Source organism: Halobacillus sp. Nhm2S1 (assembly GCF_019599545.1).
GTDB lineage: Bacteria > Bacillota > Bacilli > Bacillales > Halobacillaceae > Halobacillus.
The window spans coordinates 128,646-152,159 of the sequence record NZ_JAIEZV010000004.1 but is presented as its reverse complement, the minus strand read 5'-3'; the positions used below and the strand labels follow the sequence as shown (position 1 = coordinate 152,159).

Below are 23,514 nucleotides of genomic sequence, written 5' to 3'. Positions count from 1 at the left end.
CCTATTTTGGGTGAACAGCCTTTTTTTGAGGCGGAATATTCAGAAAATGTTTTTGGCATGAAACTTGCATGTAGATTAGTGGAAGGATCATAAAGGGGGAAAACACATGGATAAGAAGCGGAAAAAGAAGTTTGAGATGCCTCATACGTATGTCATCATCTTTTTCGTTGTCCTATTCGCAGCTCTATTAACTTATTTAATACCTGCTGGGACATTTGAAACAAAAGAGGTAACGTATGACAAATCAGGATCAGAAGAAACGCGAACTGTCCTAATACCGGATAGTTTTTCGGTAGCTGAAGAAAATGCTCAACAAGGGACAAGTTTGTTTGAGCCTTTTGGAGGAGCTGGTCTATTAAATTATGTATTTGAGGGGTTAGTTTCAGGAGATAAGTGGGGTTCGGCTGTCGGAGTCGTCGCTTTTATACTCATTATTGGTGGAGCCTTTGGAATCATTATGAAAACCCGGGCCGTCGAGGAAGGGATCCTGTCCGTCATTGACCGGACGAAGGGGAAAGAAGTGCTGATCATTCCAATTATGTTCTTCCTATTTTCTCTGGGCGGCGCTGTCTTCGGGATGGGCGAAGAAGCCATTGCATTCGCTATGATTCTTGTACCACTCGTGGTTGCCCTTGGGTATGATGCCATTACAGGAATCATGATTACTTATGTAGCCACCCAAATCGGATTTGCGACATCCTGGATGAATCCATTTGGAGTAGCGATTGCTCAAGGAGTTTCAGATGTGCCTGTCCTTTCAGGAACACCATTCCGATTTACTATGTGGCTGATCTTTACGGCTATTGGTACTTTCTATACGTGGAGATATGCAAGTTCTGTGAAAAAGGATCCGACTCGGTCATTAGCTTATAAATCCGATCAATACTTCAGAGATGACTTTGAGAAACAAGATTTGAAAGTCAATTTTAAAATTGGTCACGCGCTTGTCATCTTGACTGTTGTTTTAGGGGTAGCTTGGATCATCTGGGGCGTTATTCAACATGCCTACTATATTCCGGAAATCGCAAGTCAGTTTTTCACTATTGGTCTGGTTGCAGGAATCATTGGTGTGATTTTTAAATTGAATAACATGAGAGTCAACGATATCGCAGAAGGGTTTGCTCAAGGGGCAAAGGATCTGTTGCCAGCTGCATTGGTTGTAGGGATGGCGAAAGGGATCATTATCATTTTAGGAGGAGATGACCCGGCGACAGCTTCTGTACTGAATACGGTTCTTCATTCAGCAGGTCAAGTGTTCGAAGGGGTGCCTGAGGTGATTTCTGCATGGCTGATGTTCTTATTCCAATCGGTCTTCAACTTCTTCGTCGTATCAGGATCAGGGCAGGCGGCTTTGACGATGCCGTTGATGGCACCGTTAGCTGACATCGCAGGTGTAACGAGACAGGTAGCCGTACTTGCTTTCCAATTAGGGGACGGTTTGACGAACATTATCGTACCTACTTCTGCGGCGCTTATGGGAACACTAGGTGCAGCACGTCTGGACTGGTCCAACTGGTTCCGTTTCATCTTCAAATTCCAGTTGCTTCTCTTCGGACTCGCGTCAGTTTTTGTCGTTGTCGCTGTACTCGTCAATTTCAATTAAATGAGAGAACACAGGAGGTATAAGATTTGATTACTCTAATAAAACAGGCTACCGTATATGCTCCTGAGTTTTTAGGAGAAAAAGATGTCCTGATTGCCGATGGACGAATTGCTGATATCCAGGACCATATAGACTTGTCAGGGGATCAGGTGAACGTCATAGAAGCCCAAGGAGAGGTGCTGACTCCTGGATTTATTGATGGGCACGTTCACATTACAGGTGGCGGCGGAGAAGGAAGTTTTCGATCCCGCACACCTGAGTTGACGCTGACGGACGCCACCTTAAACGGAGTAACCACTCTTGTTGGTGTCATTGGCACGGATGGGACGACAAGGACCATGACAAATCTTGTAGCGAAAGCACGCGCTTTGAGGGAGGAAGGGATTACCTGCTATTGTCATACTGGTTCTTATCAAGTCCCTGTAAAAACATTAACAGGTAACATCGAGGACGACATTCTGTTGATTGATTTGATCATTGGAGCGGGAGAAATCGCCATCTCAGACCACCGATCTTCTCAGCCTACCGTTGAAGAAATGGCGAAGATCGCTTCCGAAGCGCGGATCGGTGGGATGCTTTCAGGGAAAAAAGGGATTGTCAATGTGCACGTCGGGGATAGTCCAGATAAATTAGAACTTATAGAGAGAGTTATTGAGACGACTGATATACCTATTACACAATTTTATCCGACACACATCAACCGTAATTCTGATCTTTTTGAAGCAGGGATCCGATACGCTAAAAGGGGAGGGTACGTTGATTTTACAACGAGTACAATCCCTAAATTTTTAGAAGACGGAGAAGTGAAAAGCAGTGAAGCCCTGAAACGCATGCTTGATCAGGGGGTGTCGGTTGAACAAATTACCTTCACTTCCGACGCTCAAGGTAGCCTTCCGGATTTTGATGATAAGGGCAACTTGATTGGTTTGAAAGTAGGGAAGGTAGCCTCCTTGTATGAAGCTTTCCAAGAGGCCGTTGTAGAGCAGAAGGTGAGCATGGAAGATGCCTTGCAGGTCATCACCCTAAATCCGGCATCTATTTTGGGTCTTCATACGAAAGGGAAGCTGGAAAAAGGGAAAGATGCAGATCTTGTTATGATGGACCCGGAAACACTGAAAATTTCCCGTGTCATCGCTTTAGGGAGAGAAATGGTCAGTAATGGAGAACCACTAGTTAAAGGGACATTCGAATAAGCAAAAAAGTAAACACCCCAATCCGGTATATCATCTGGTAAGGGGTGTTTATTTATGTAAATCATTATTCAACTAACTGGCAACATTGTGGAAGGCTCAGTTTCGAGACTTTTATGGGAGCTTAGGGGCTCCGGGAAAAGGTTCGCTTTCCGTGGGCGAGTGATGAGCCTCCTCGAGCTAACGCTCTGCGGGGTCTCATCTACCACGCATTTCCCAAGTTTATATCCGGTTCCGGCGCCTAGTGAGACTTCCCTCGCTTCTGTACGATAAGTCAACATCGAATCGCTATGCTCTTCGGGTTTTCTTTATCTCCGCCAGCTCAGTCCAGTCCATACGCCGCTGACCAAGGCGCCTGCACACTTAAGGTAGGAGTCTCACCGTTTCCCTCCGCCCCTTTGCCATAAAGAGGTTCTCGAAATTCCTCTAACAGACTGACAACTTCTGTAGGGAAGACCTGCTCAGCCACGCGTTATATAGTTGTTTTAACCAAAAATCCCACACGAATAAGCGTGGAAGCAGGGTCTGGGAAACGTCCGCATGAAAAGCGAATGGAGACACGAACGTTTTTTTTTTTTCTAATGACCGATCCAAACCACTGTAAATCGTCGTTTCCCTGACCCCGTATCCATGGCCAGGGAGTGTCATTCATTATTTCAACCAGGCCAGGCTTCCTTTAAGGGAGTGCGGTATGTGCTCATCGCGCTCCCGCGGAAAGCGAGCCATTCCCCGCAGCCCTACCACTCAACAAAAGTCTCGAAACTGAGTCTTTAAATAAAGGGAGCTATTGTAGAAGATGGAAGATTTTTTATAGGTCCAGAATCTTTCTAATTCTGTACCATTTTTTTGAGATTAAGATTTTCTTTGGTTTGATGAATCCATCCCTGAACTGGTAGAGCTCTCCGTTCTCTTCTTGTATCCCGAGCACCTCCGACTTTACCTGTTGTTTTATGTATCTTCGAAACGGGAAGGATTTGTACTTTTTTGGATGGTAATAGGTTCTTGAATATAAATGAGGGTATTCATAAAGGGCACCCTCGTAAATCAACTGGAGTTCTTCGTGATTGCGGAAATCATCTGGAGTAACAAGAGCACTCGGTTTGTAAAAAAGGTTGAATCCTGCTCGTTTAAGTACTTCAGCTACGAATTGGGAGCAAAAATAACTGGATTTCACATGAATAGGCTGGTTTGTAGGTACACCTAAAAGACCTAAGTAATTGTAAAAGTAAGTTTTATAGTTCTTAGCGAATGCTTTAAGAAGGCGCTCGAGCTTTTGATATTTTCTTCTTGTCATTTTTAATTCATAAACGGCACAGGTGGCGTAGGGGTACCAGCTGAATGTTCCTTGAACAAGATCTTCCTGAACGAATCCTCCCCAAAAAGGGTTTGTCGGTCGACGTCTACCGAAACTATACAGGCGCTTCATATTTTTATCGAGGGAGATCGATGCGTGGTTGTAGGGGGCTGCGGTGAAAGCTTTAATGGCTTGGTTTGTGATCGTGCCTGTGTTTGATAGTAATAAGTAGACGGATTTCATATGGTTCCCTCCCAATTGGATGTTTCTGTAAATATACTATAGGAAACTATGAAAAGGAACTTATTCGTTTCTCTAACCAGCTTCGTGTGGTATTCTCAATTTAAACAATAAATGAATGGAAGGGAAGCAGAAGTGCGCATTCTAAAAAACTTGATGAACTTCTTCTTTTTTGCTGTCGTGGTTGCTCTGGTGCTGTTCTTTTTGGTCCCACAAGTAGAAAAGGAACTTCCTCAAGGTGTTTTTTACAAAAAAGATGTCCCTTTGCCCACCAACCTTCACCCGACAGTGGAAAAGCGGAAAGAACAACTGGTTGAAAAGGTAAGGGAAGCAGGGATCAACATTGTTATAACAGAAGGTCACCGATCTGTTCAAAGACAGGACAAGCTATATGAACAAGGTCGTTCATCTGAGGGGCAAGTTGTCACTTATGCAAGGGGTGGGGAGTCCTATCATAATTATGGGCTTGCCATAGATTTTGCGCTTGAGAACGAAGGTGGCCGGATCATTTGGGATACAGAGTACGATGGAAATGGAAACGGACGATCAGATTGGTTGGAAATTGCTGAAGCAGCTAAAGGTCTTGGGTTTGAATGGGGAGGCGACTGGGAGAATTTTAAGGATTATCCTCATTTGCAAATGGACTTCGGATTATCGATCAGGGAATTGAAAAGAGGAAAGAGGCCGAAAGTAGACGAATACGCAGATGAAGAATAGAAAGAGAAAAGGTGCCCCTGAGTTCAGGGGCACCTTTTCTGTCATTGTTGATATTCTTCGTAAGGTTTGATCATTGCATGGATTGTTTCAATATAAGGCATGCTCAATCCCACTTCGCTGCCCAGGCGTAAAGCTCCACCATGAAGGTGTTCAACTTCCAGCGGGAGTCCTTTTCGTCGATCTTGATGCATGGATGATGTCATTTCATCATCCAATCCGCGTAACCGTTCAAATGCCTGCTGCACTTGTTCATCTGTCAAATCGATGTGGTGAGCGTTTGCAAGTTCTTTCATTTCCGTAAGAATTCGCTCTGCGATTCGGAACGTTTGAGGATAACTTCGGACAACGCCAATAGGCTGATTAACAGCTGTTGTAATTCCAGAAAATGCGGTAATGAACATGTATTTTCTCCACATGTCCTCCAGAATGTTTGTACTTAAAGTACTATTCACATTCGCCTGGTTACAAGCGAGGGCAAGTTCTTCACAGATGGCCTGCTGAGACGTATGGAGCGGTCCGAATACGAGGTCATGGAATGGGCTCGTATGGACAACATGCCCAGCTTCATCAAGGGTTGCAATGATGTAGGAAAGTCCGCCGATAACAGCTTCCTCCCCCAATTCTTTTTGCAATATGCTGATGTGTTCCATACCATTTAAAACGGGATAGACTTTTGCTCCTTTGTTTACCAAAGCTTTCAGCCAGTCCAATGTACCATGAAGGTGGTAGCCTTTAACGGCAAGAAAAACAAGATCAGGATTCTCGATTTCTTCTGGACTTCTGGCAATCACAGGGTCTGGCACTTCATAATCTCCCATTTCGCTATGTAGCTTCAGTCCGTTTTTTTCAATCTGCTCGGCTCTTCCTTCACGCACAAGGTTAATGACATCATGACCAGCTTCCTGCCACCGTGCCCCGAAATACGCACCTAAGGCTCCTGCCCCTAAAACTACAATTTTCATATATCGACACCTCCGAAGAAATTATGCTTCTAACTCCTTACTGCGTTCTGTTGTAAAACTTGAAGTAATAATTCTTGTCGTTTCCACTACATTTTTAATATGATCGTCTAAATATTGAATAATATCGTCGAATCCTGCAGTTCTCATGATTTCATGGTAATGGTCTTCACTATTAAATATGGATTGACCGAGAACGAGTTCTTCATCTTCCTCAACGTCTACGATATTCAAAAATCCCATTGAACCTTGGCTGCCGGTCAGTTTATTGGAAAAATATAGATTATGGTCGAGAGCCCCATGAGATTTTAAGAGATTCCCGGTTTTTCTGCTCAATTTCATAAATTCATCCAATTTTTTTTGTTTTACTCGGAAAAGACATATGACTGTAAACATCGCTATCCCCCTTTGGTGAATTAGGTGCTCAGGATTTATTATCCAGGCTTGTAGCGCGGCCGGCATCTATTAAAAGAACGATGGCAGTCACAGTGTGCATGACCCAGCCGATAAAAGGGATCGCTCCGATAGCACTTGTGATCATACCGAGAATACTTCCCACGTAGGAACGCTTGTCTTTAGCTGAGACAACGAGGGTAATTAAGTGGAAAACAAACATGAACAATAACGGCAGCCATGCATTGCTGAATATGAAAGCCCCACCTGCTATAGGGATAGCCAGGAATGCTTCACAACCACCTGTTAACCACTTAAGTAAAGTAGATAGTTTCATTGAAATCTGCTCCTTAATGTTTGATCTGCTGTGTTAGAAGAGAGAGTAGGGGAATAGGTCTCTATTCCTTCCTTTCCACTCCGTGGGTTGTTTCGAAACATTCTATCAAAAGTGTAAATGAATCTCTACTTTTATCCGTATTTCGACATCGTCCCTATTATATCCTCTCTTTTGAGGGGATTTAGTTGTGTTCATTTCTTTTTGGGAAGGGCAAGAGATGATACAACAAAACCTCCGGGGATCCCCGGAGGTTTTGTTTTCTTTCAATCTTTTTAGATCGGTTTGTCCAGCTCCAACGCCCAGTCCCTCGAGACATAAGTCGATGGCCACCGTGAGGGAAGATCACCTCACTGCGGCGCTTGTCTTATGCTTTTCGAGTCTACCAGGGTGATTCCCCACTTCAGTCTGTCCAGCTCCAACGCCCAGTCCCTCGAGACATAAGTCGATGGCCTCCGCGAGGGAAGATCACCTCACTGCGCCCCTCGTCTTATGCTTGTCGGGACTCCCGGGCGTTTCCGCCTTTCTATCTTACTTACTTGCTTTTTGCAGTTTTTGAATCATTTTCAGGCTGCGGCCGGTTCCGATGGCTACGGATTCCAGTGGACTTGGGGCCATGTGTACAGGTACGGAAATTTCGTTGGAAAGCCAATCCTGCATGCCGTTAAGCAAGGAGCCCCCTCCGGTAAGGATGACACCGTGGTCTACGATATCTCCGCTTAGTTCTGGTGGGCAATCTTCAAGGGTTGCACGAATCGTTTCTAGTAGCTGTTCTAGGGACTCTTTCAGGGCTCCTTGAATTTCCGTTGATTTTAGTTCGATGGTTTTTGGAAGACCAGTGACCATGTCACGACCTCTTACTTCCATCGTTTCTTCTGGGTGATCGATAAGTGCGTAGCCGATTTCCATCTTGATTTGCTCGGCTGTGCGCTCTCCGATTAATACGTTGTAAGCTTTACGCACGTGCTGGATGATTTCCTCATCCATGACGTCTCCACCTGTACGAATGGATTTGCAGGATACGACACCACCGAAGGAAATGATAGCTACTTCACTCGTTCCGCCACCGATATCTACGACTACGTTGGCAATAGGTTCATCAACTGGAAGGTCAGCACCAATTGCGGCTGCGATTGGTTCTTCAATCAAATGCACATTTTTAGCTCCATAGCTTTTCACTGCATTATGAATGGCACGGCGTTCAACAGAAGTTGAGCCGGAAGGCGTACAAATGACGACGGTCGGTTTACGCATGGAGATGCCGGATTTTTTGGATACTTTTTTCAAAAGCTCCTTCAACATTTGCGCGGTCATATCATAATCAGCGATAACACCATCTCTCAACGGGCGGACAGGGATGATGTTTCTCGGTGTCTTTCCGACCATTTCTTTTGCTTCTTTTCCTACAGCCACCACGTTTTTCGTTTCTGTATTGTAGGCGACAACAGACGGTTCATTAAGTAAAATTCCTTTTGATTTTGAATAAATCAATATATTAGCAGTACCAAGATCGATACCGATTTCTGCGTTTGATAACATGTAGACGTACCTCCAAAGGTGAAAGATTCTATTTATATGTCTTCTCATATCATAGGATTTTTTTGGGGGTTGAACAACAGGAAATTCGTGGTCGGGAGAAAGTGGTGCCATATGTCATGCCCCGTGTATAATGGGACTAACGATAGACAGAGGAGTTTTACTATGAGTTTTTTGAAACATGAAGAAATCATAAAGCGGTGTGAAAAAATAAACCAATCGTATGAAATCGACCCTTCATTTTTTGACGGGATTGTTGATGAATTATTGGATAGTGAACAAGATACAGAAACTGTGATATTAAGTGGTTTTCAGAGATTGCTGACCGAAGTCGACCACGAAATTGAGCGGATGGAGGAATTCACCTCCATGAAGCCGAATTGTTTTATGGGATGTGCTTTCTGCTGCTACTTCCCGATTGTCATTACGAAAATGGAAGCGAAAATGTTGTTTTGTTCCATTGAGAACTTTTCGGAAGATCGAAAAAAAGCGATTTATGACCATTGGGAAAATTATTATGAAAAACAGCAGGACAAATTGCAAAAAGCTATGGCTATGGATTATGAAGCGCCAGAAACAAAACTGGAATACAAAAAGTTGAACCTGCCTTGCCCGATGCTGGATCCTGAAACTCAATTATGTATGGCTTATGAAGTGCGGCCGATTCCTTGTCGTACCTATTTGAACTATAGTGATCCGCAGGTGTGTGCAGATCAGCATATGCCAAAAGAACCGTTCAGCTATGAATTTCTTTATCAATTTTATTTCGGAAGTATGAATGAGTTAATACAAGCGCTCTATGAAAATGGCGAAGATGTTTTTGTTGATTATCCGATGGACGCTTGGAGTTATGATTACCTCCCAGCCTGGATTAAGCAATGGAAAGAGGGGACCTTAAGTGAAGCATAAACTCTTATCTTTGAATGTCGGTCGTCCGGAAACCTATCAAACGGATAAAGGGGGATTGAACAGTGCCTACCGGAAAACCCCTGTCAAAGACCCTATCCATTTGACTTATACGAACTTTGAAGGGGATGAACAAGCAGATAAAAAGAATCACGGCGGCCGGGACAAAGCTGTATGCCTTTATCCAGCCCAGCACTATAGGCACTGGGAAGGTCATTACGGTCAAGAATTTTCTTTTCCTTCTTTCGGTGAAAACTTGACTGTAGAAGGGATTGACGAGCGTGATATCCACATCGGCGATATTTTTCAACTTGGAGAAGCCGTCCTGCAAGTATCTGAGCCCAGAAAGCCGTGCTATATTATAGCTCGAACTCATGGAATCGATGATTTTCCAGCACGTGTCATGGAGAAAGGGTTCTCGGGTTTTTATTTGAGAGTGCTACGGGAGGGGAAGGTGACTCCTTGGGACTATATGACCTTAATTGAGCCTCATCCCGATGGAGTGACTGTGAATGATGTCAATGAGGTGCGCTACCATGATCGAGATAACGACACTGAAATTAGACGGGTTGTGGCTGTCGAACCACTCGCTAGTGGTTTGAAGCAATCGCTGAACAAACGTCTACAAAAATGAGAGGAGATAGAGATTGTGAATCCTTTTTCAGAACGGGCTTTGCAGTTAGCTTTAGAAAATGTAAACGCTGGAGGCCACCCATTCGGAGCAGTTCTTGTTTGTAACGGAGAAATTATTGCCGAAGGTGTAAATGAACTTCATCTCCACCCCGATGTCAGCGCTCACGCTGAAATGGTAGCGATTAAAAAAGCCCAACAAGCAAGGGGGGCCATTGATTTGAGTGATTGTACGATGTATGCGAGTGGAGAACCTTGCGCGATGTGTCTCACTGCCATGTACTTCTCGAATTTAAAAAAAGTTATCTACTCCCAATCCGTTGAAGATGCCAGTCGTGTTGGGCTTACCCTTTCAGAAAAAGTTTATCACGACCTTGAAAAACCAAAGAACCAACGGGAAATCACGATGATCCATGAACCGATTGGCAGTTGTGAATTAGATGCAATGAAAGCCTATGCGACGAAAAAAGGATAGGGGGCAGAAAGATGGATTATGGCCACTTGGTTGAGGAAAAGATTAAACAATCCATGAAAAAAGGGGATTTCGACAACTTACCTGGAAAAGGAAAACCACTTCCCAAAGACGAATTCGCTCATCTGCCTCCAGAACTTAGAAACAGTTATAGGATTCTAAAGAATGCCAACATGCTGCCTGAAGAAATGGTCCTGAAAAAAGAAATGATAGAAATTGAAGATCTCTTAGCTGAGATTAAAGATCCGAAGTTATCCGCTCACTATAAAAAGGAATGGAAAGAGAAAAAGCTTCGCTTTGATATGATGATGGAAAAGAGAAAAATGGACCAATCCGGGGCATTCAAACAATATCAAAGCCAAATTGACCGGCGTTTCGGATTTTGAATGACGCGCGGATTTTTATATTTATCAATGGTTGAGGTGGTCATGAGAAAACGTATAGGAGGCAATGAAATGTGTGGAAGGTACACGTTGTTAGCTGAAGAAGCGGAAATATTGAGAGAGTATGGAATCGAAAGGCCGATCAATGGTTATGAACCACGGTATAACATCGCACCGGGGCAAAAGGTGCTGGCGGTTATCCATGATGGAAAACAAAAACGTGCAGGTTATATGAAGTGGGGGCTTGTCCCTTCGTGGTCCAAAGATCCTAAGATTGGCTACAAAATGATAAACGCAAGAAGTGAAACCGCTCATGAAAAGCCCAGCTACAAAAGGCTGATGAGTCAAAAACGCTGCTTAATTGTGGCGGATAGCTTTTATGAATGGCAAAAGACCGAATCAGGAAAAAAACCTGTGAGGATCCAACCTGAAAAACGTTCACTTTTTGCTTTTGCCGGTTTGTGGGACCAATGGGAAGGGGATGAAGAATCCCTTTACACTTGTACGATTCTCACTCAGGATGTGAATGAGTTTATGGCTCCAATTCACAACCGTATGCCCGTGATATTGCCTGAGGGAAGGGAGGATGAGTGGATTGAACCAGTGAAATGGTCGCCTTCAGATGCCAAGGGTTTTGTTGAACAACTGACAATGGACGACCTCCGTGCCTATGAAGTCAGCGACTACGTCAACTCAGCTAAAAACGAAGGCCCTGACTGTATCGCTCCGATAGCATAACGATTATTTTAATGGATAAGTCAGGGTGGTGTAATAAAATAATCATTAAAATATATGGTGAAGAGTTTGGATGGATTTATTTACCTCTTTTTCCGCAAAGTTCAGTCAAGTATCATATTAATGTTTTGCGGAGAAGGGGGATTGTATTTGTTAAAAAGAAAGATTGTAGCTGGTTCTATCACAAGTTCTATATACGCCGTTGTTCTAGGGTTCATCATGGCGTTCAATAGTGGGCTGAGTGGTTTAGTAGTTTATCTACATACAGTGACTTTACTTATACCTGTAGGTTTGTTATATAGTCTTCCATTGATTCTCTCATACGGAGTGGCCGCATCCTTTGTAAGCGAATGGGTAGGAGGATATATAGCGAAAATCACTGGACAGCCCAAAGCAGAATTGTTGTTTTCAGGTTTATTGCATATGTTTTTTGGAGTTATCTTTATGTGGGTCAGCTTGGGAGCAGCTTGTATTTTCTTTTCCGTTGATCTGTTCTTAAAAAGTAGAAGAAAACATTTTACTTGGGGGATTGTGTATCGAAGTTTCCTTTTACCAATAGGAATAGGGTTATCGTTTCTGATTATTCTGTGGGTGGTGGGTGGATTAGCTTAGTTGTAGTTCCTATGCCCTCATTAATCCTATTCAAACAAGGAGTTTTCTAGTAGTTTACTTTACACCATAAAAAGAGCTTACCGCAACGTAGTGCGGTAAGCTCTTTTTGAATGAGAGATCAGTATTCAAGGTTAACCGGCTTGCCGTTGTTCGCGTTCTTGTTGTTTTTCTTTTTTGGCGACTTTCAGGAACTTGTTCGTTTCGGCAGCTACGACCCCGGATAGGAGTAATAGTCCGATCAAGTTCGGGAAGGCCATTAAGCCATTCATCACGTCAGCGAAAACCCATACTGTGCTCAGTTGGGATACGGCTCCTACAAGGACAAACGCTACGAACACAATCTTATAAACACCGATAAAGCGTTGTTTCGTCAAGTAACCGAAGCATTTTTCACCATAGTAGGACCAACCGACAATGGTAGAGAAGGCGAAGAAGACTAAGCCTATAGTTACAATATACGCCCCTACATCACCAAGGAAAATTTGGAATGAGGTAGAAGTCAAGTCAGCGCCGTCCAGCCCGCCTTGGTATTGGCCTGCCATGACGATCGTTAGACCTGTCATTGTACAAACGATAATGGTATCGATGAATACTTGAGTCATAGAAACTAGTGCCTGGCGTCCTGCATAGTCCGTACGGGCTGCAGCAGCAGCGATCGGTGCAGAACCGAGACCTGCTTCATTGGAGAAGACACCGCGTGCGACCCCATAACGAATGACTGTCCCGAGTAGACCGCCACCAAGGGCACTTGCTGTAAATGCATCATTGAAAATAGTGCCAAATGCCGGGATGACCATGTTGTAATTCAGAATAAGTATGATTAGTGCACCAATAACATAGAAAATAGCCATGATTGGAACAAAGAAAGCCGTGACTTTCCCGATACTTTTAATTCCTCCTAGCAAAACTAAGCCGGCTAACAGCGTAAGCAGCACTCCCGTCACCCATGGAGATACATTGAACGTGCCTTCCATAACATCAGAAACGGAGTTGGACTGGACCATGTTTCCAATACCAAATGCAGCAACGGCACCGAAGATCGCGAATAAGAAACCGAGCGGACGTCCGAGCCATTTGGTTTTCAACCCTCGAGATAGATAATACATAGGCCCGCCGGACATTTCACCGTTCTTACCTTCAATTCTGTATTTAACGGCTAGTACAGCTTCGGCATATTTTGTCGCCATACCGAAAACAGCGGTCACCCACATCCAAAAAACGGCACCAGGTCCACCTAGAACAACGGCCGTTGCTACACCAGCGATGTTTCCTGTTCCGATGGTTGCAGCAAGAGCTGTGGTGAGTGCCTGATAATGCGAAATATCCCCTTTTTCATTCTTTTTCTTCTCTTTGCTTGGTTTAAAAGCAAGCTTTAGAGCGTAAGGGAGGGTTTTAAACTGAAGAAACCCCAGGCGGAGTGTCAAATAAACCCCTGTTCCTACCAATAAAATCAGAAGGAACGGTCCCCAGACAATTCCACTTAATTCACTTAAAAAACTGTGTAATGCACTACCTTCACCCATCATCTTCCCCCTGTCCATATATTTAGTATTTGTCCATATATTAAATATTCCGAAAATTAGAAACAAATGTCAAGGTCATTTATGTACAAAAATAAAAAAAGAACGGTTGATTTCGACATGAAAAGGGAAGATATTTAGGTGAACTGTTTTGATTAGGCAGGATTTTTGACGCTTTCATAGAAAATAAACAGATGAGAAACACTACATTGGAGGAACATAGTTATGATTCGTGTATTATTTGTCTGCCTCGGTAACATTTGTCGTTCCCCTATGGCAGAAGCTATTTTTAAAGATCTTGTGAACAAAGAAGGATTGGATGAAAAAATAACCGTCGATTCTGCAGGAATTGGCCATTGGCATATCGGTTCTGAGCCTCATGAAGGGACACGGGCAATCCTTGATGAGAAAAGCATCTCTTATGAGGGCATGAGTGCAAGACAAGTGAAGGCATCGGACTGGGATGACTTTGATTACTTAATTGCGATGGATGATAAAAACATCCAGGACTTGAAAGGAATTCGAGAGAAAAATGATGTAGTGGTCGCCAAACTGCTGGACTTTGTACCTCATTCGAAGGAAAGCGAAGTGCCGGACCCATATTTCACAGGTAATTTTGAATATGTGTATGACCTCGTCCATGATGGATGTTTTAAACTGTTAGAAAAAATTAAAAACGATCATAATCTTTAAGGAGGATGTTTATGGGACAGAGTAAACTTTGGAAAGGTGTACTGATAGGAGCATTAGTTGGAGGAGTAGCAGCACTTATGGATAAAGAAACCAGACAGTATGTAGGGGAGAAATCACGAGCTACTGGTTCCAAATGTCAAAGTTATGTGAAGCAGCCTTCAGAAGCCATTCACAGAATTAGAGTGAATTATGAGGCTTTTTCTTCGCAAGTAAATAAAGGAGTGGAAGATCTTCTGGAATTATTGGATAAGGCGGAGAGTATGCTGAATAAAGTAGGGGAAATCAATCAAGAAGTGAAAGAGCAGCTGAGAGCTGTCGACGATTCAAAAGAAGCTTCTTGATCACAAGAGGTGAGGGAATATCGTGAAAATCATCAAGAATTTTGGCAAAGAGCTGTTTGCTCGCTTCGGTGAAGATGATGTCGGAGGGATGGCGGCTCAACTGTCGTATTTTTTTCTACTATCTTTGTTTCCTTTTATGATATTCCTACTTACATTGCTCGGATATTTACATATTGACGAAGAACGTGTGCTTGCTTTCGTCAGTACCTATGCGCCCCCTGAAACGTTCGATTTGATTACGGAAAATGTTTCTTCCTTATTAAGCGGGGAAAATGGTAGTTTGTTATCCATCGGTTTACTAGGCACCCTTTGGGCTGCATCTAATGGGGTTAATGCCATTATGCGCGCATTCAACCGTGCACATAACGTCAAAGAGAACCGTTCGTTTCTTGTATCGCGTATCATCGCAATTGTCCTGACAGTGGCGATGGTTTTTGTAATCGGAATTGCTCTTTTGCTGCCTGTACTTGGTCATACGATCGGCATTCAACTGTTTTCTGTCTTCGGACTTTCAGAAAACTTTTTAACGTTATGGAATGGGATGAGGTGGGTCATTTCATCCATCATCTTTTATATCGTATTGTCTTTTTTGTACGTCATGGCACCAAATAAACGGTTGAAATACCGTGATACCGTCCCCGGGGCGGTGTTTGCTACATTTGGCTGGCAGTTAGTTTCCCTGTTGTTTTCTTTTTATGTGAGTAGTCTTGGGAACTTCTCTGCCACCTATGGGAGTTTAGGTACAGTGATCGTACTCATGATTTGGTTATACCTTTCAGGAGTTGTCATTATTCTGGGAGGGGAGATCAATGCCATGAGTCATCATCGTAGAACGAAAGAGACGTGGGGGTAGAAGATATAAAGAAAGGCGGGACCGTGTAAGGTTCCGCCTTTCTTATTTATTTTAGTAATCGTAGTCCATTCAATATCACGAGAATCGTACTCCCTTCATGTCCTATGACACCTAAAGGAAGATCGAGGACTTGCAAGAAGTTGCTCACAATTAAAAGCATGATCACGGTTATAGAGAAAATAATGTTCTGTTTGATGATTTTGTTCATTTTGCGAGAAACTTGGGTAGCCTCTCCAATCTTGGGAAGATCGTTTTTCATCAATACAATATCTGCTGTTTCTAAGGCAACATCTGTACCTTCCCCCATAGCAACGCCAACATCAGCTTCTGCGAGCGCCGGTGCATCATTGATCCCATCCCCAACCATACCCACATGAGAAAAATGGTCTTTTAATATTTTGATTTCCTGAAGTTTTTGGTCAGGCGTACATTCAGCGATATAGTTATCCATTCCTACTTCTTCAGCAATGGCTTTTGCCGTGCGGTCATTGTCACCTGTCAACATAATGGTGTAAACACCATGGCTTCTTAGTGTTGAAATAGCTTCCTTTGCTTCTTTTCGAACCGTATCTTTCAGGGCGAAGAGGGCGACGATCTGCTCACTCTTTGCTACAAAAATCACGGTTTTCCCTTCCGAAGCCAGGGTTTCTGCAAGGTTATCTTTATAGGTAGTTGCTGCTTCTTTCCCGACAAAATCGGCTTTTCCTACTTTCCACTCCTCGTTATTGTATTGTCCACTCACACCCATCCCACTGTGATCTTTGACATTTTCGACCGAAGAAAAAGAGCAGTCATTTTTTTTGGCATAGTTTACGATTGCTTGGGCTAGGGGGTGGTTGGATTCATTTTCAATGGAAGAAACGACAGAAAGAATGGAAGCTTCCATGTTCATTTCTATTGGAAGAAAGTCAGTGACCTCTGGCTCTCCTTTCGTGAGCGTCCCCGTTTTATCAAATGCGATTGCTTTTAGATGAGAGAGGTGTTCAAGGTGTACGCCCCCCTTGAACAAAATCCCATGGCGTGCACCTTTTGATATAGCCGATAATGTTGCAGGCATAATGGAAGCGACAAGGGCACATGGAGAAGCGACGACAAGTAGAATCATGGCCCGGTAAATGGTTTCCATCCATGACCATCCGAACAGAAAATGTGGGAGGAATAACATAAGACCCACCACGGCTAATACGATTTTTACATACGTACTTTCAAACCTTTCAATAAACAATTGGGAAGGGGATTTCTCACTTTGAGCATTTTGAACCATGGTAATGATTTTTTGGAAAAGTGTTTCATTCGACGGTTTGGTGACAGAGACGACAAGGCTGCCGTCAACGTTCATCGTTCCTGCGAAAACTTCTCCAGTTTCACTTTTGGTAACAGGGAGAGATTCACCGGTAATGGCACTTTCATTTAACGTGGAATTGCCTTTCACAATCCTTCCATCTGCAGGGACACGTTCCCCGGGTTTGATTAATATTTGATCGCCGATTTGTAGCGTTTTTACAGGTACCCATTCATACCCGGAATTTGTAATTAGGAAGGCTTCTTCCGGCTGCAAACTCATTAAGGAAGAAATTTCTTTATGGCTTTTGTTCATCGTATATGTTTCCAGAGCTCCACTTAGAGCAAAGATGAAGATGAGAATGGCTCCTTCAGTCCAGTATCCAATGGAAGCAGAGCCGATAGCGGCTAGAATCATGAGCAACTCAACATTCAGCGATTTTTCTTTTATTGTCTCTTCTAATCCTTCTTTTGCTTTAGCGAAACCACCAATAAGGAAAGCTGTTACATATAAACTGATATATACAGATGGTGCCCAATGGTGTTCTCCATACCATGCAACTAAGATAAGTAGTCCGCTGATCACGGCTGCCATTAATTCAACATGTTCCTTAAGGGTGGAAGGTGATGGTAATTTCCACCACTTCAAGGGAGATAAGGTTCGTGATTGATTCATACAATTTTCAACTCCTTTTGTTAATTGAGAATGAAAGTCAATTAATAAGGTGAAATAGAGATTTTATTTAAAATTATTTTAATTTAATACATGTTATTATGATATCACGAAAGGGTGAGAATACAAGTGGAAAAAATGGAATGTGTAAAAAAGGATCCAGGCAGTTGATATTACAGGTGTCAAGTTGCTATATTAGACAGGTGCAAAAAACATATGGAAGGTGGAAAAACGAATGCGCAAAGGTCTTTTATTCATACTTATGCTTATGCTTGCCGGATTTCTTGCTGCTTGTGGTTCAAGTAATGAAGGAGAAAGCAGTTCAGATAGCAATGGAAGCGAAGAAGCTTCCGATAGCAAATGGAGTGAAATCCAAGAAAAAGGGGAGATTGTTGTCGGTACTTCCGGTACACTTTTCCCAGCTTCTTATTATCCAGAAGACTCTGATGAGATGACTGGATATGATGTGGAAATCATGAGAGAGGTAGCGGATCGCCTCGGTCTTGAATTGAAATTTGAAGAATACGGAGTCGATGGACTACTTTCTGCCATCAACAGTGGCCGTATCGACGCAGTGATCAACGACATGGAAGTGACGAAAGCTCGTCAAGAACAGTTTACGTTTAGTGAACCATATAAATATTCTTATTCCACTATGATTGTCCGTGAGTCTGACTTATCTGGAATCGAGAAATTAGAAGACCTCGAAGGAAAAACACATGGTGGTGGAGCAACTACCGTGTTTTCACAAATTGCTGAACACTTCGGTGCAGAAACGAAAACATACGGAAATGTAACCAATGATGTGTACTTGCGAGATGTCGAGAACGGGAATACAGACTTTATCATCAATGATTACTACTTGCAGTCTCTTGCCTTAAAAGCACTGCCTAATATTGAAGTTCAATTACACCCGGACTTGAAGTTCCATCCGACGAACTCTGCCATTGTTATGCCTAATGATGCCTCTCAAATGAAAGAGGAAATCGATGCTGTGTTACAAGAGATGAGAGACGATGGAACCCTTACGAAGCTTTCTGAAGAGTTCTTCGGTGGCAAGGATGCTTCTAAAAAACCAGAAGCAGATATCCGTGAAATCGAAGGTCTAGAACTGTAAGGAGATCCTTATGTTAGGTATCGAAATAAACGAAATTCAAATCGAAAAACTTTTTAACGCGGAGCGTGCCTGGGCAAACCTTCCTTTTATTCTTGAAGGTGTGCCCCTGACCTTGCTTGTTGCTTTGAGCGGTATGCTGGTCGGGCTCGTTCTGGGTTTCTTTTTAGCACTTGCGAGAGGATCGGATTATATCTGGCTCAGATGGCCAGCCCGATTTTATATTTCTTTTATGCGAGGTACCCCAATTCTCGTGTATTTATTCGTTTTGTATTTCGGACTTCCTGTTGTAGGAATAAAAATGCCGGCAACCGTAGCGGCAATCATTGGCTTCGGAACAAACAGTGCAGCGTATATTGCAGAAATCAATCGAGCTTCTCTGAACAGTGTTCCGAACGGTCAATGGGAATCATCCCGCGCCCTGGGTTTTACGTATTGGCAGGCGATCAGGAGAATCATTATGCCTCAGGCAACGAGAATTGCTATCCCGCCGCTTGGTAATGTCTTTCTTGATTTGCTGAAAGCCACATCACTTGCTGCCATGATCTCTGTGCCTGAGATTTTGAATAAAGCACAAATCGCAGCAGGTCGAACGGTCGATTCGATGACGATGTACATTACAGCAGCCCTTGTGTATTGGCCGCTTACTATGATTTTTTCGGCTCTTCAAGATTATTTGGAGAAGCGTCACAACCGATATCTTTAAACGAAAAAGCCAGAGCTTTTCATTCAGCTCTGGCTTTTTTCTATCATTATATATTTTTACTTCTTTGAACCTGCACCTCCGTAATTTGAATAGGTACCAAGTACAGTTTCCTTAATGAAGCGCTTCTGGAATGAAATGAAAAGTTCCCATCTCTAGAGAGTGAGGCGTGTACTTAACCTGAGAATTCGAATGTTTCATAAACGTAAGGTTCCTGTGGTGTTTCAATTTCAGTGATTTCCTTCGGTTCGATCAAGGGAAGTTGCCATCCGTTATAATCCACCATGTTGAGAACCCCTCTAACTTCAACCCAAGTATCATTTTTATATGTGTTTAAATCCACCCCCTGAACCATGATTCCATAGATTCCACCATCAGCTACGCAGCAACTAATTCCAAAGCGTCCCACAACGATCTGATTTTCAGGGTAGCTGTCTTCGCGGAAAACAAATCCATTCATGACAATCTCTTTTCCGAGATATTCTTCCATGTGGTCTTCCATCAAGGAAATGGTTCCAATGTAATTGTCTTCGTTTAAATGAATAACATCGGCTTCAGTCATAGATTCGTAAAGGTCTGGATATCGCTTTTTAGGAGTTAGGACGCCCGGATTTAATTCAATTGGGGCAATATCCTCTACGTCCGTCGACAGTTCCGTATCAATTTCAGGGTTTGTGTTGCGCATCTCGTATTTAAAACCTTTATTCGCTGCAGCAGAGCTGCCCATGACATGATCGGAAAACATCATTCCAGTCAAAACAGGTGCAATGAACAATGCGTAAATCCAAAAAGATTTTATTTTTGACTTGGGATAATGGTGACCATGGGCACATCCGCAATTTTCATGCTCTTCTTCATTTCCAGTTTTAAAATATTGGATGGCTCCAAGGATCCCTACGACTATAAGTGTGAAGTACACATAGGGCATCATACGAGGAGCGATAAACTTTTGTATATCACCGCTGATCAACAGTTTCAATAGAAAGAGTGCAAATCCAAAAAGAATGACAGCTCTTAAGAATTGATGCGTACCAGGCTTCATCAAATATTCCTCCTATTCCCGTTATAAGAAAAAGACATCAAAAAGGATGGTTATTGTGTAGACAATGATGCTGACAATTCCGATAAAAGCGAAAACAAATCTCTTTTTAAAATAGGCAAACATGAGAATGGTGTTTTTCAAATCTGTCATTGGTCCATAAACAAGGAAGGCAAGTAATGAACTTGTAGAGAAAAGACCTTTGAAAGAGGAAGCGACAAAAGCATCGGCTTCTGAACAGAGAGACAGTACATAGGCGAGGGACATCATGACTAACGGTCCCGCAAGCATACCGTTACCAAGTTCAATGAGAAAATCCCTTGCCAGGAAGGTTTGAACGATGCTGGCAAAAAGGGCACCTAGAATGAGAAACTTCCCCATATCGAAGAATTCGTCACTGGCATGTTGGAATGTTTCTGCTAAACGATTCCGCTCCAGATGGTGATGGTTATGATGATGATTATGTACAGAAGCATTCTTTTTATTTAATTGCCAGCTGTTACCGAAGTAAGCGTAAATCACAGCACCGATAAGTATGGAAACAATAAAGGCCAGTCCCATCCTTGCCCAAGCAATGGTCAGTTCTGTTTGAAAGGCGTAAAAAGTAGAAAGGAAAACGATGGGATTTAAAACAGGAGCGGAAACAAGAATAACAATCCCTACATGGAGAGGCATTCCTTTCTGGATTAGTCGGCGTACAATCGGTACGATGGCACATTCACACACAGGAAAGATCGCACCAATAGTAACGGCAGGGAATAGAGCAAGAGCCGGGTTTCTTGGAATGAAACGTTTCAATGTTTCTTCCTTCAAGAACGTTTGAATGACAGAGGATATGAATACCCCGAGTAGAACAAACGGAATGGCTTCAAGCACGATACTGATAAAAATTGTATTCATATCCAGCAATGAAGAAGGTACAGGCCATATACGATCGAAGGGGATCGTGTCTCCAAAAAGGAACAATACAAAAAAGATAACGAGTAAAAAGTATCCTAATCTGTAATTCGTGGAAGAATGGTCTTGATTCAAGTAGAATCCTCCTTTATGATGGAATTTGCATTTAAATCGTAATGGTTATGAATTATCCTATTCTATTAACCAGGAATTTAGAAGATCTGTCAATAGATTTCGAGCAGGCTTTTTTACTTAAATGAACAGATGAACTATAATTTAATTCGTAATGATTATTATTTCGAGAGGGATTGACCATGGAAAATCGAACAATCGTAAAGTTAGAAAATGTATCTTTTAAATATGATAGAGAATGGGTCGTCCAAGACGTAAACTTGGACATTCAATCGGGGCAGTTCCTCGGTCTAGTCGGTCCGAATGGCTCAGGGAAGTCCACATTGATTAAGTTAATGCTGGGACTTGTTAAGCCAGATCATGGTTCCATTCACTTATTTGGCCAAACCTTAAAAAATTATCAGGATTGGCAGGAGATTGGATTCGTCTCACAGAAAGCCAACAGTTTCAATTCTGGTTTTCCTGCAACCGTAATTGAAGTTGTAAAGACAGGGCTTGTCTCCCGTATCGGAGCTTTTAAGTTTTTTAATAAAAAACATAAAGAAAAAGCCTTAGAAGCTTTGAGAGTTGTAGAGATGGAGGAATATGCCTACTCCAATATCGGAGAATTATCAGGAGGACAACAGCAGCGTGTGTTTATTGCAAGAGCTTTAGTGAGTGATCCCTCTTTGTTAATCCTTGATGAACCGACAGTCGGGGTGGATGCCAAGCACGTAACGGAATTTTATGATTTGCTTGGTAAACTAAATCAGGAGCAGGGGATTACCCTTTTGATGGTCACCCACGATATCGGGACGATCACCGAGCATGCGACACATGTGATTTGTATGAATAAAACTGTTCACTTCCACGGAGCTTCTGAAGAGTATAAGGAGTTCAGTGAAGAGGATCTCAATCAACTTTATGGTCATTCCGTCCAGCAGCTGACTCATAATCACACGCATCATGAGGTGAACCACAATGATTGAAAGCTTTTTACAATATGAATTTTTACAAAACGCCGCGATAACAGGCATCTTAATCGGCATCGTTGCTCCATTATTGGGAGTGTTCATTGTCGTAAGACGCTTGTCTTTGATTGCGGATGCCTTATCCCACATCACATTAACTGGGATTGCAGCAAGCTTGCTTATTGAAAAAAGAGTGACCACCGTCAATGAATGGAATCCGATTTACATGGGAATGGCCTTTTCCGTGTTCGGCGCGATCTTGATTGAGCGGCTTCGAAAAGTGTATAAACACTACGAAGAACTTGCTATTCCTATTATTCTTTCTGGGGGAATTGGAGTCGGTGTGATTCTCATTTCTCTTGCAGATGGATTTAATACGGATTTATTCAGTTATTTATTCGGAAGTGTAACAGCCGTCAGCCGTGATAGTATGTGGACAGTACTTGTGATTACCTCGATTGTCATCCTTATCGTTATTTTGTTTTATAAGGAGCTTTTCGTTCTCTCCTTTGATGAGGAGCATGCATCAGTTTCTGGTGTAAATGGAAGATGGATTCATTTGTTATTTATTGTTATGGTGGCACTGGTTATTGCGTCATCTATGCAGGTTGTGGGGATTTTACTTGTGTCGGCTTTAATGACTTTACCAGTCGCTTCAGCCATCCGTATTGCCAAAAGCTTCAAGCAGACAATTGGTCTATCCATCGCTTTTGGAGAAACCTCTGTCCTGATCGGCCTCATTTCATCCTATCATCTGAGTGTTCCTCCAGGCGGGACGATTGTCGTGTCAGCTATTTTAATTTTAATTATGTCGATTCTTTACAAACGAGTTCGAGCTCAACAATGGATAAAGGGTGAAGCATAATGAACGTAGAGACCGCTTTACAAAGACTGAAGGAAAAAGGGTTTAAGAGAACGAAGCAGCGAGAGCGTATTTTGGAGATCTTTGTCAAACAAGATCAATATATCGCGGCGAAAGAAATCTTAAAGGAAATTCAAAATGATTTTCCAGGTGTCAGCTACGATACTATTTATCGCAACCTTTATATGCTGACAGACGTGGATATATTAGAAGCTACAGAACTTGGTGGGGAAAAGCATTTTCGTTTAGGCTGTGATACACATGGCCATCACCATCATTTCATTTGCACCACTTGTGGAAAAACAAAGTCGATTGAATTCTGCCCGATGGATAGTATTAATGAGAACTTGCATGGATATGATGTTGAAAACCATAAGTTCGAAATCTATGGCAAATGTCCGCAATGTCACTGATTTATCCGGTATTAAAAGAAACCTGTGTTTTGAACGCGG

Annotated in this window: 26 protein-coding genes; 17 read left to right on the top strand and 9 right to left on the bottom strand. The window is 42.7% G+C overall.

Annotated features, from left to right (window positions below):
• Positions 1-106 precede the first annotated feature (106 nt).
• Both yfcC and iadA read left to right on the top strand, forming a co-directional pair.
• Complete coding sequence (gene yfcC / locus K2225_RS16275) at positions 107-1,603, top strand: putative basic amino acid antiporter YfcC (RefSeq protein WP_220585705.1); 1,497 nt, start codon at positions 107-109, stop codon at positions 1,601-1,603.
• A gap of 26 nt (positions 1,604-1,629) precedes the next feature.
• Entirely contained in the window at positions 1,630-2,796 is a 1,167-nt protein-coding gene (iadA, locus tag K2225_RS16270) for a beta-aspartyl-peptidase (RefSeq protein WP_220585704.1), read from the top strand.
• Between the two features lie 805 nt (positions 2,797-3,601).
• Here iadA and K2225_RS16265 read toward each other — a convergent pair.
• The gene (locus K2225_RS16265; RefSeq protein WP_370632771.1) at positions 3,602-4,330 is read right to left on the bottom strand and encodes a hypothetical protein; all 729 of its coding nucleotides are present in this window, start codon (positions 4,328-4,330) and stop codon (positions 3,602-3,604) included.
• A gap of 132 nt (positions 4,331-4,462) precedes the next feature.
• Here K2225_RS16265 and K2225_RS16260 point away from each other — a divergent pair, with 132 nt between their 5' ends.
• Positions 4,463-5,044 (top strand): M15 family metallopeptidase, encoded by a 582-nt coding sequence (locus tag K2225_RS16260; protein ID WP_370632770.1) that lies wholly within the window; start codon positions 4,463-4,465, stop codon positions 5,042-5,044.
• A gap of 41 nt (positions 5,045-5,085) precedes the next feature.
• Here the strand turns inward: K2225_RS16260 and K2225_RS16255 are convergent, their stop codons facing one another.
• The 4 genes from K2225_RS16255 to mreBH all read right to left on the bottom strand — a co-directional run bounded on the left by K2225_RS16255 (position 5,086) and on the right by mreBH (position 8,269).
• The gene (locus tag K2225_RS16255) at positions 5,086-6,006 is read right to left on the bottom strand and encodes a ketopantoate reductase family protein (protein WP_220585703.1); all 921 of its coding nucleotides are present in this window, start codon (positions 6,004-6,006) and stop codon (positions 5,086-5,088) included.
• Positions 6,007-6,027: 21 nt separating this feature from the next.
• Positions 6,028-6,399, bottom strand: coding sequence for a DUF1428 family protein (locus K2225_RS16250; RefSeq protein WP_220585702.1), 372 nt, complete (start codon positions 6,397-6,399; stop codon positions 6,028-6,030).
• A 28-nt stretch (positions 6,400-6,427) separates the two neighbouring features.
• Complete coding sequence (locus K2225_RS16245) at positions 6,428-6,733, bottom strand: hypothetical protein (RefSeq protein ID WP_220585701.1); 306 nt, start codon at positions 6,731-6,733, stop codon at positions 6,428-6,430.
• Between the two features lie 528 nt (positions 6,734-7,261).
• Entirely contained in the window at positions 7,262-8,269 is a 1,008-nt protein-coding gene (gene mreBH, locus K2225_RS16240) for a rod-share determining protein MreBH (RefSeq protein WP_220585700.1), read from the bottom strand.
• A 162-nt stretch (positions 8,270-8,431) separates the two neighbouring features.
• On the opposite strand from mreBH, the gene K2225_RS16235 reads away from it, so the two are divergent.
• From K2225_RS16235 to K2225_RS16210, 6 genes are all read left to right on the top strand, one after another.
• Positions 8,432-9,175, top strand: a complete 744-nt coding sequence (locus tag K2225_RS16235) for a YkgJ family cysteine cluster protein (RefSeq protein ID WP_220585699.1) — start codon at positions 8,432-8,434, stop codon at positions 9,173-9,175.
• The gene (locus K2225_RS16230; protein ID WP_220585698.1) at positions 9,165-9,806 is read left to right on the top strand and encodes an MOSC domain-containing protein; all 642 of its coding nucleotides are present in this window, start codon (positions 9,165-9,167) and stop codon (positions 9,804-9,806) included. The genes K2225_RS16235 and K2225_RS16230 overlap by 11 nt, the downstream gene beginning before the upstream one ends.
• Positions 9,807-9,821: 15 nt before the next feature.
• Positions 9,822-10,277 (top strand): nucleoside deaminase, encoded by a 456-nt coding sequence (locus K2225_RS16225; protein ID WP_220585697.1) that lies wholly within the window; start codon positions 9,822-9,824, stop codon positions 10,275-10,277.
• A gap of 11 nt (positions 10,278-10,288) precedes the next feature.
• The gene (locus K2225_RS16220) at positions 10,289-10,660 is read left to right on the top strand and encodes a DnaJ family domain-containing protein (RefSeq protein WP_220585696.1); all 372 of its coding nucleotides are present in this window, start codon (positions 10,289-10,291) and stop codon (positions 10,658-10,660) included.
• 69 nt (positions 10,661-10,729) lie between these two features.
• A complete protein-coding gene (locus K2225_RS16215; RefSeq protein WP_220585695.1) occupies positions 10,730-11,395 on the top strand; it encodes an SOS response-associated peptidase in 666 nt (221 codons plus the stop codon).
• Between the two features lie 147 nt (positions 11,396-11,542).
• Positions 11,543-12,004: a hypothetical protein gene (locus K2225_RS16210; RefSeq protein WP_220585694.1), complete on the top strand. Its 462-nt coding sequence runs from the start codon at positions 11,543-11,545 to the stop codon at positions 12,002-12,004.
• 131 nt (positions 12,005-12,135) lie between these two features.
• On the opposite strand, the gene K2225_RS16205 is transcribed toward K2225_RS16210, so the two are convergent.
• The gene (locus K2225_RS16205; protein WP_255574623.1) at positions 12,136-13,527 is read right to left on the bottom strand and encodes an alanine/glycine:cation symporter family protein; all 1,392 of its coding nucleotides are present in this window, start codon (positions 13,525-13,527) and stop codon (positions 12,136-12,138) included.
• Between the two features lie 222 nt (positions 13,528-13,749).
• Here K2225_RS16205 and K2225_RS16200 point away from each other — a divergent pair, with 222 nt between their 5' ends.
• Genes K2225_RS16200 through K2225_RS16190 form a run of 3 tightly spaced genes read left to right on the top strand, consistent with a single transcriptional unit; the run spans position 13,750 to position 15,411 of the window.
• Positions 13,750-14,217: a low molecular weight protein-tyrosine-phosphatase gene (locus K2225_RS16200; protein WP_220585693.1), complete on the top strand. Its 468-nt coding sequence runs from the start codon at positions 13,750-13,752 to the stop codon at positions 14,215-14,217.
• Between the two features lie 11 nt (positions 14,218-14,228).
• The gene (locus tag K2225_RS16195; RefSeq protein WP_220585692.1) at positions 14,229-14,558 is read left to right on the top strand and encodes a YtxH domain-containing protein; all 330 of its coding nucleotides are present in this window, start codon (positions 14,229-14,231) and stop codon (positions 14,556-14,558) included.
• Between the two features lie 22 nt (positions 14,559-14,580).
• A complete protein-coding gene (locus K2225_RS16190; RefSeq protein WP_220585691.1) occupies positions 14,581-15,411 on the top strand; it encodes a YihY/virulence factor BrkB family protein in 831 nt (276 codons plus the stop codon).
• A gap of 46 nt (positions 15,412-15,457) precedes the next feature.
• Here K2225_RS16190 and K2225_RS16185 read toward each other — a convergent pair whose 3' ends face one another.
• The gene (locus K2225_RS16185; RefSeq protein WP_220585690.1) at positions 15,458-17,368 is read right to left on the bottom strand and encodes a heavy metal translocating P-type ATPase; all 1,911 of its coding nucleotides are present in this window, start codon (positions 17,366-17,368) and stop codon (positions 15,458-15,460) included.
• 232 nt (positions 17,369-17,600) lie between these two features.
• Between K2225_RS16185 and K2225_RS16180 the strand changes: the two genes are divergently transcribed.
• Both K2225_RS16180 and K2225_RS16175 read left to right on the top strand, forming a co-directional pair.
• Positions 17,601-18,482 (top strand): transporter substrate-binding domain-containing protein, encoded by an 882-nt coding sequence (locus tag K2225_RS16180; protein ID WP_220585689.1) that lies wholly within the window; start codon positions 17,601-17,603, stop codon positions 18,480-18,482.
• A 10-nt stretch (positions 18,483-18,492) separates the two neighbouring features.
• Positions 18,493-19,185, top strand: coding sequence for an amino acid ABC transporter permease (locus tag K2225_RS16175; RefSeq protein ID WP_220585688.1), 693 nt, complete (start codon positions 18,493-18,495; stop codon positions 19,183-19,185).
• A gap of 172 nt (positions 19,186-19,357) precedes the next feature.
• Here the strand turns inward: K2225_RS16175 and K2225_RS16170 are convergent, their stop codons facing one another.
• Positions 19,358-20,224 (bottom strand): TIGR03943 family putative permease subunit, encoded by an 867-nt coding sequence (locus K2225_RS16170; RefSeq protein ID WP_220585687.1) that lies wholly within the window; start codon positions 20,222-20,224, stop codon positions 19,358-19,360.
• Positions 20,225-20,245: 21 nt separating this feature from the next.
• On the bottom strand, positions 20,246-21,253 hold the full coding sequence (locus K2225_RS16165) for a permease (protein ID WP_220585686.1): 1,008 nt from the start codon (positions 21,251-21,253) through the stop codon (positions 20,246-20,248).
• Between the two features lie 179 nt (positions 21,254-21,432).
• On the opposite strand from K2225_RS16165, the gene K2225_RS16160 reads away from it, so the two are divergent.
• From K2225_RS16160 to K2225_RS16150, 3 genes are read left to right on the top strand one after another with little or no spacing between them, the layout of a single operon-like run.
• On the top strand, positions 21,433-22,218 hold the full coding sequence (locus K2225_RS16160) for a metal ABC transporter ATP-binding protein (RefSeq protein ID WP_146815333.1): 786 nt from the start codon (positions 21,433-21,435) through the stop codon (positions 22,216-22,218).
• Positions 22,211-23,065 (top strand): metal ABC transporter permease, encoded by an 855-nt coding sequence (locus K2225_RS16155; protein WP_220585685.1) that lies wholly within the window; start codon positions 22,211-22,213, stop codon positions 23,063-23,065. Before K2225_RS16160 ends, K2225_RS16155 begins: the two co-directional genes overlap by 8 nt.
• Positions 23,065-23,475: a Fur family transcriptional regulator gene (locus K2225_RS16150; protein WP_146815329.1), complete on the top strand. Its 411-nt coding sequence runs from the start codon at positions 23,065-23,067 to the stop codon at positions 23,473-23,475. The genes K2225_RS16155 and K2225_RS16150 overlap by 1 nt, the downstream gene beginning before the upstream one ends.
• The last annotated feature ends 39 nt before the right edge of the window (positions 23,476-23,514 follow it).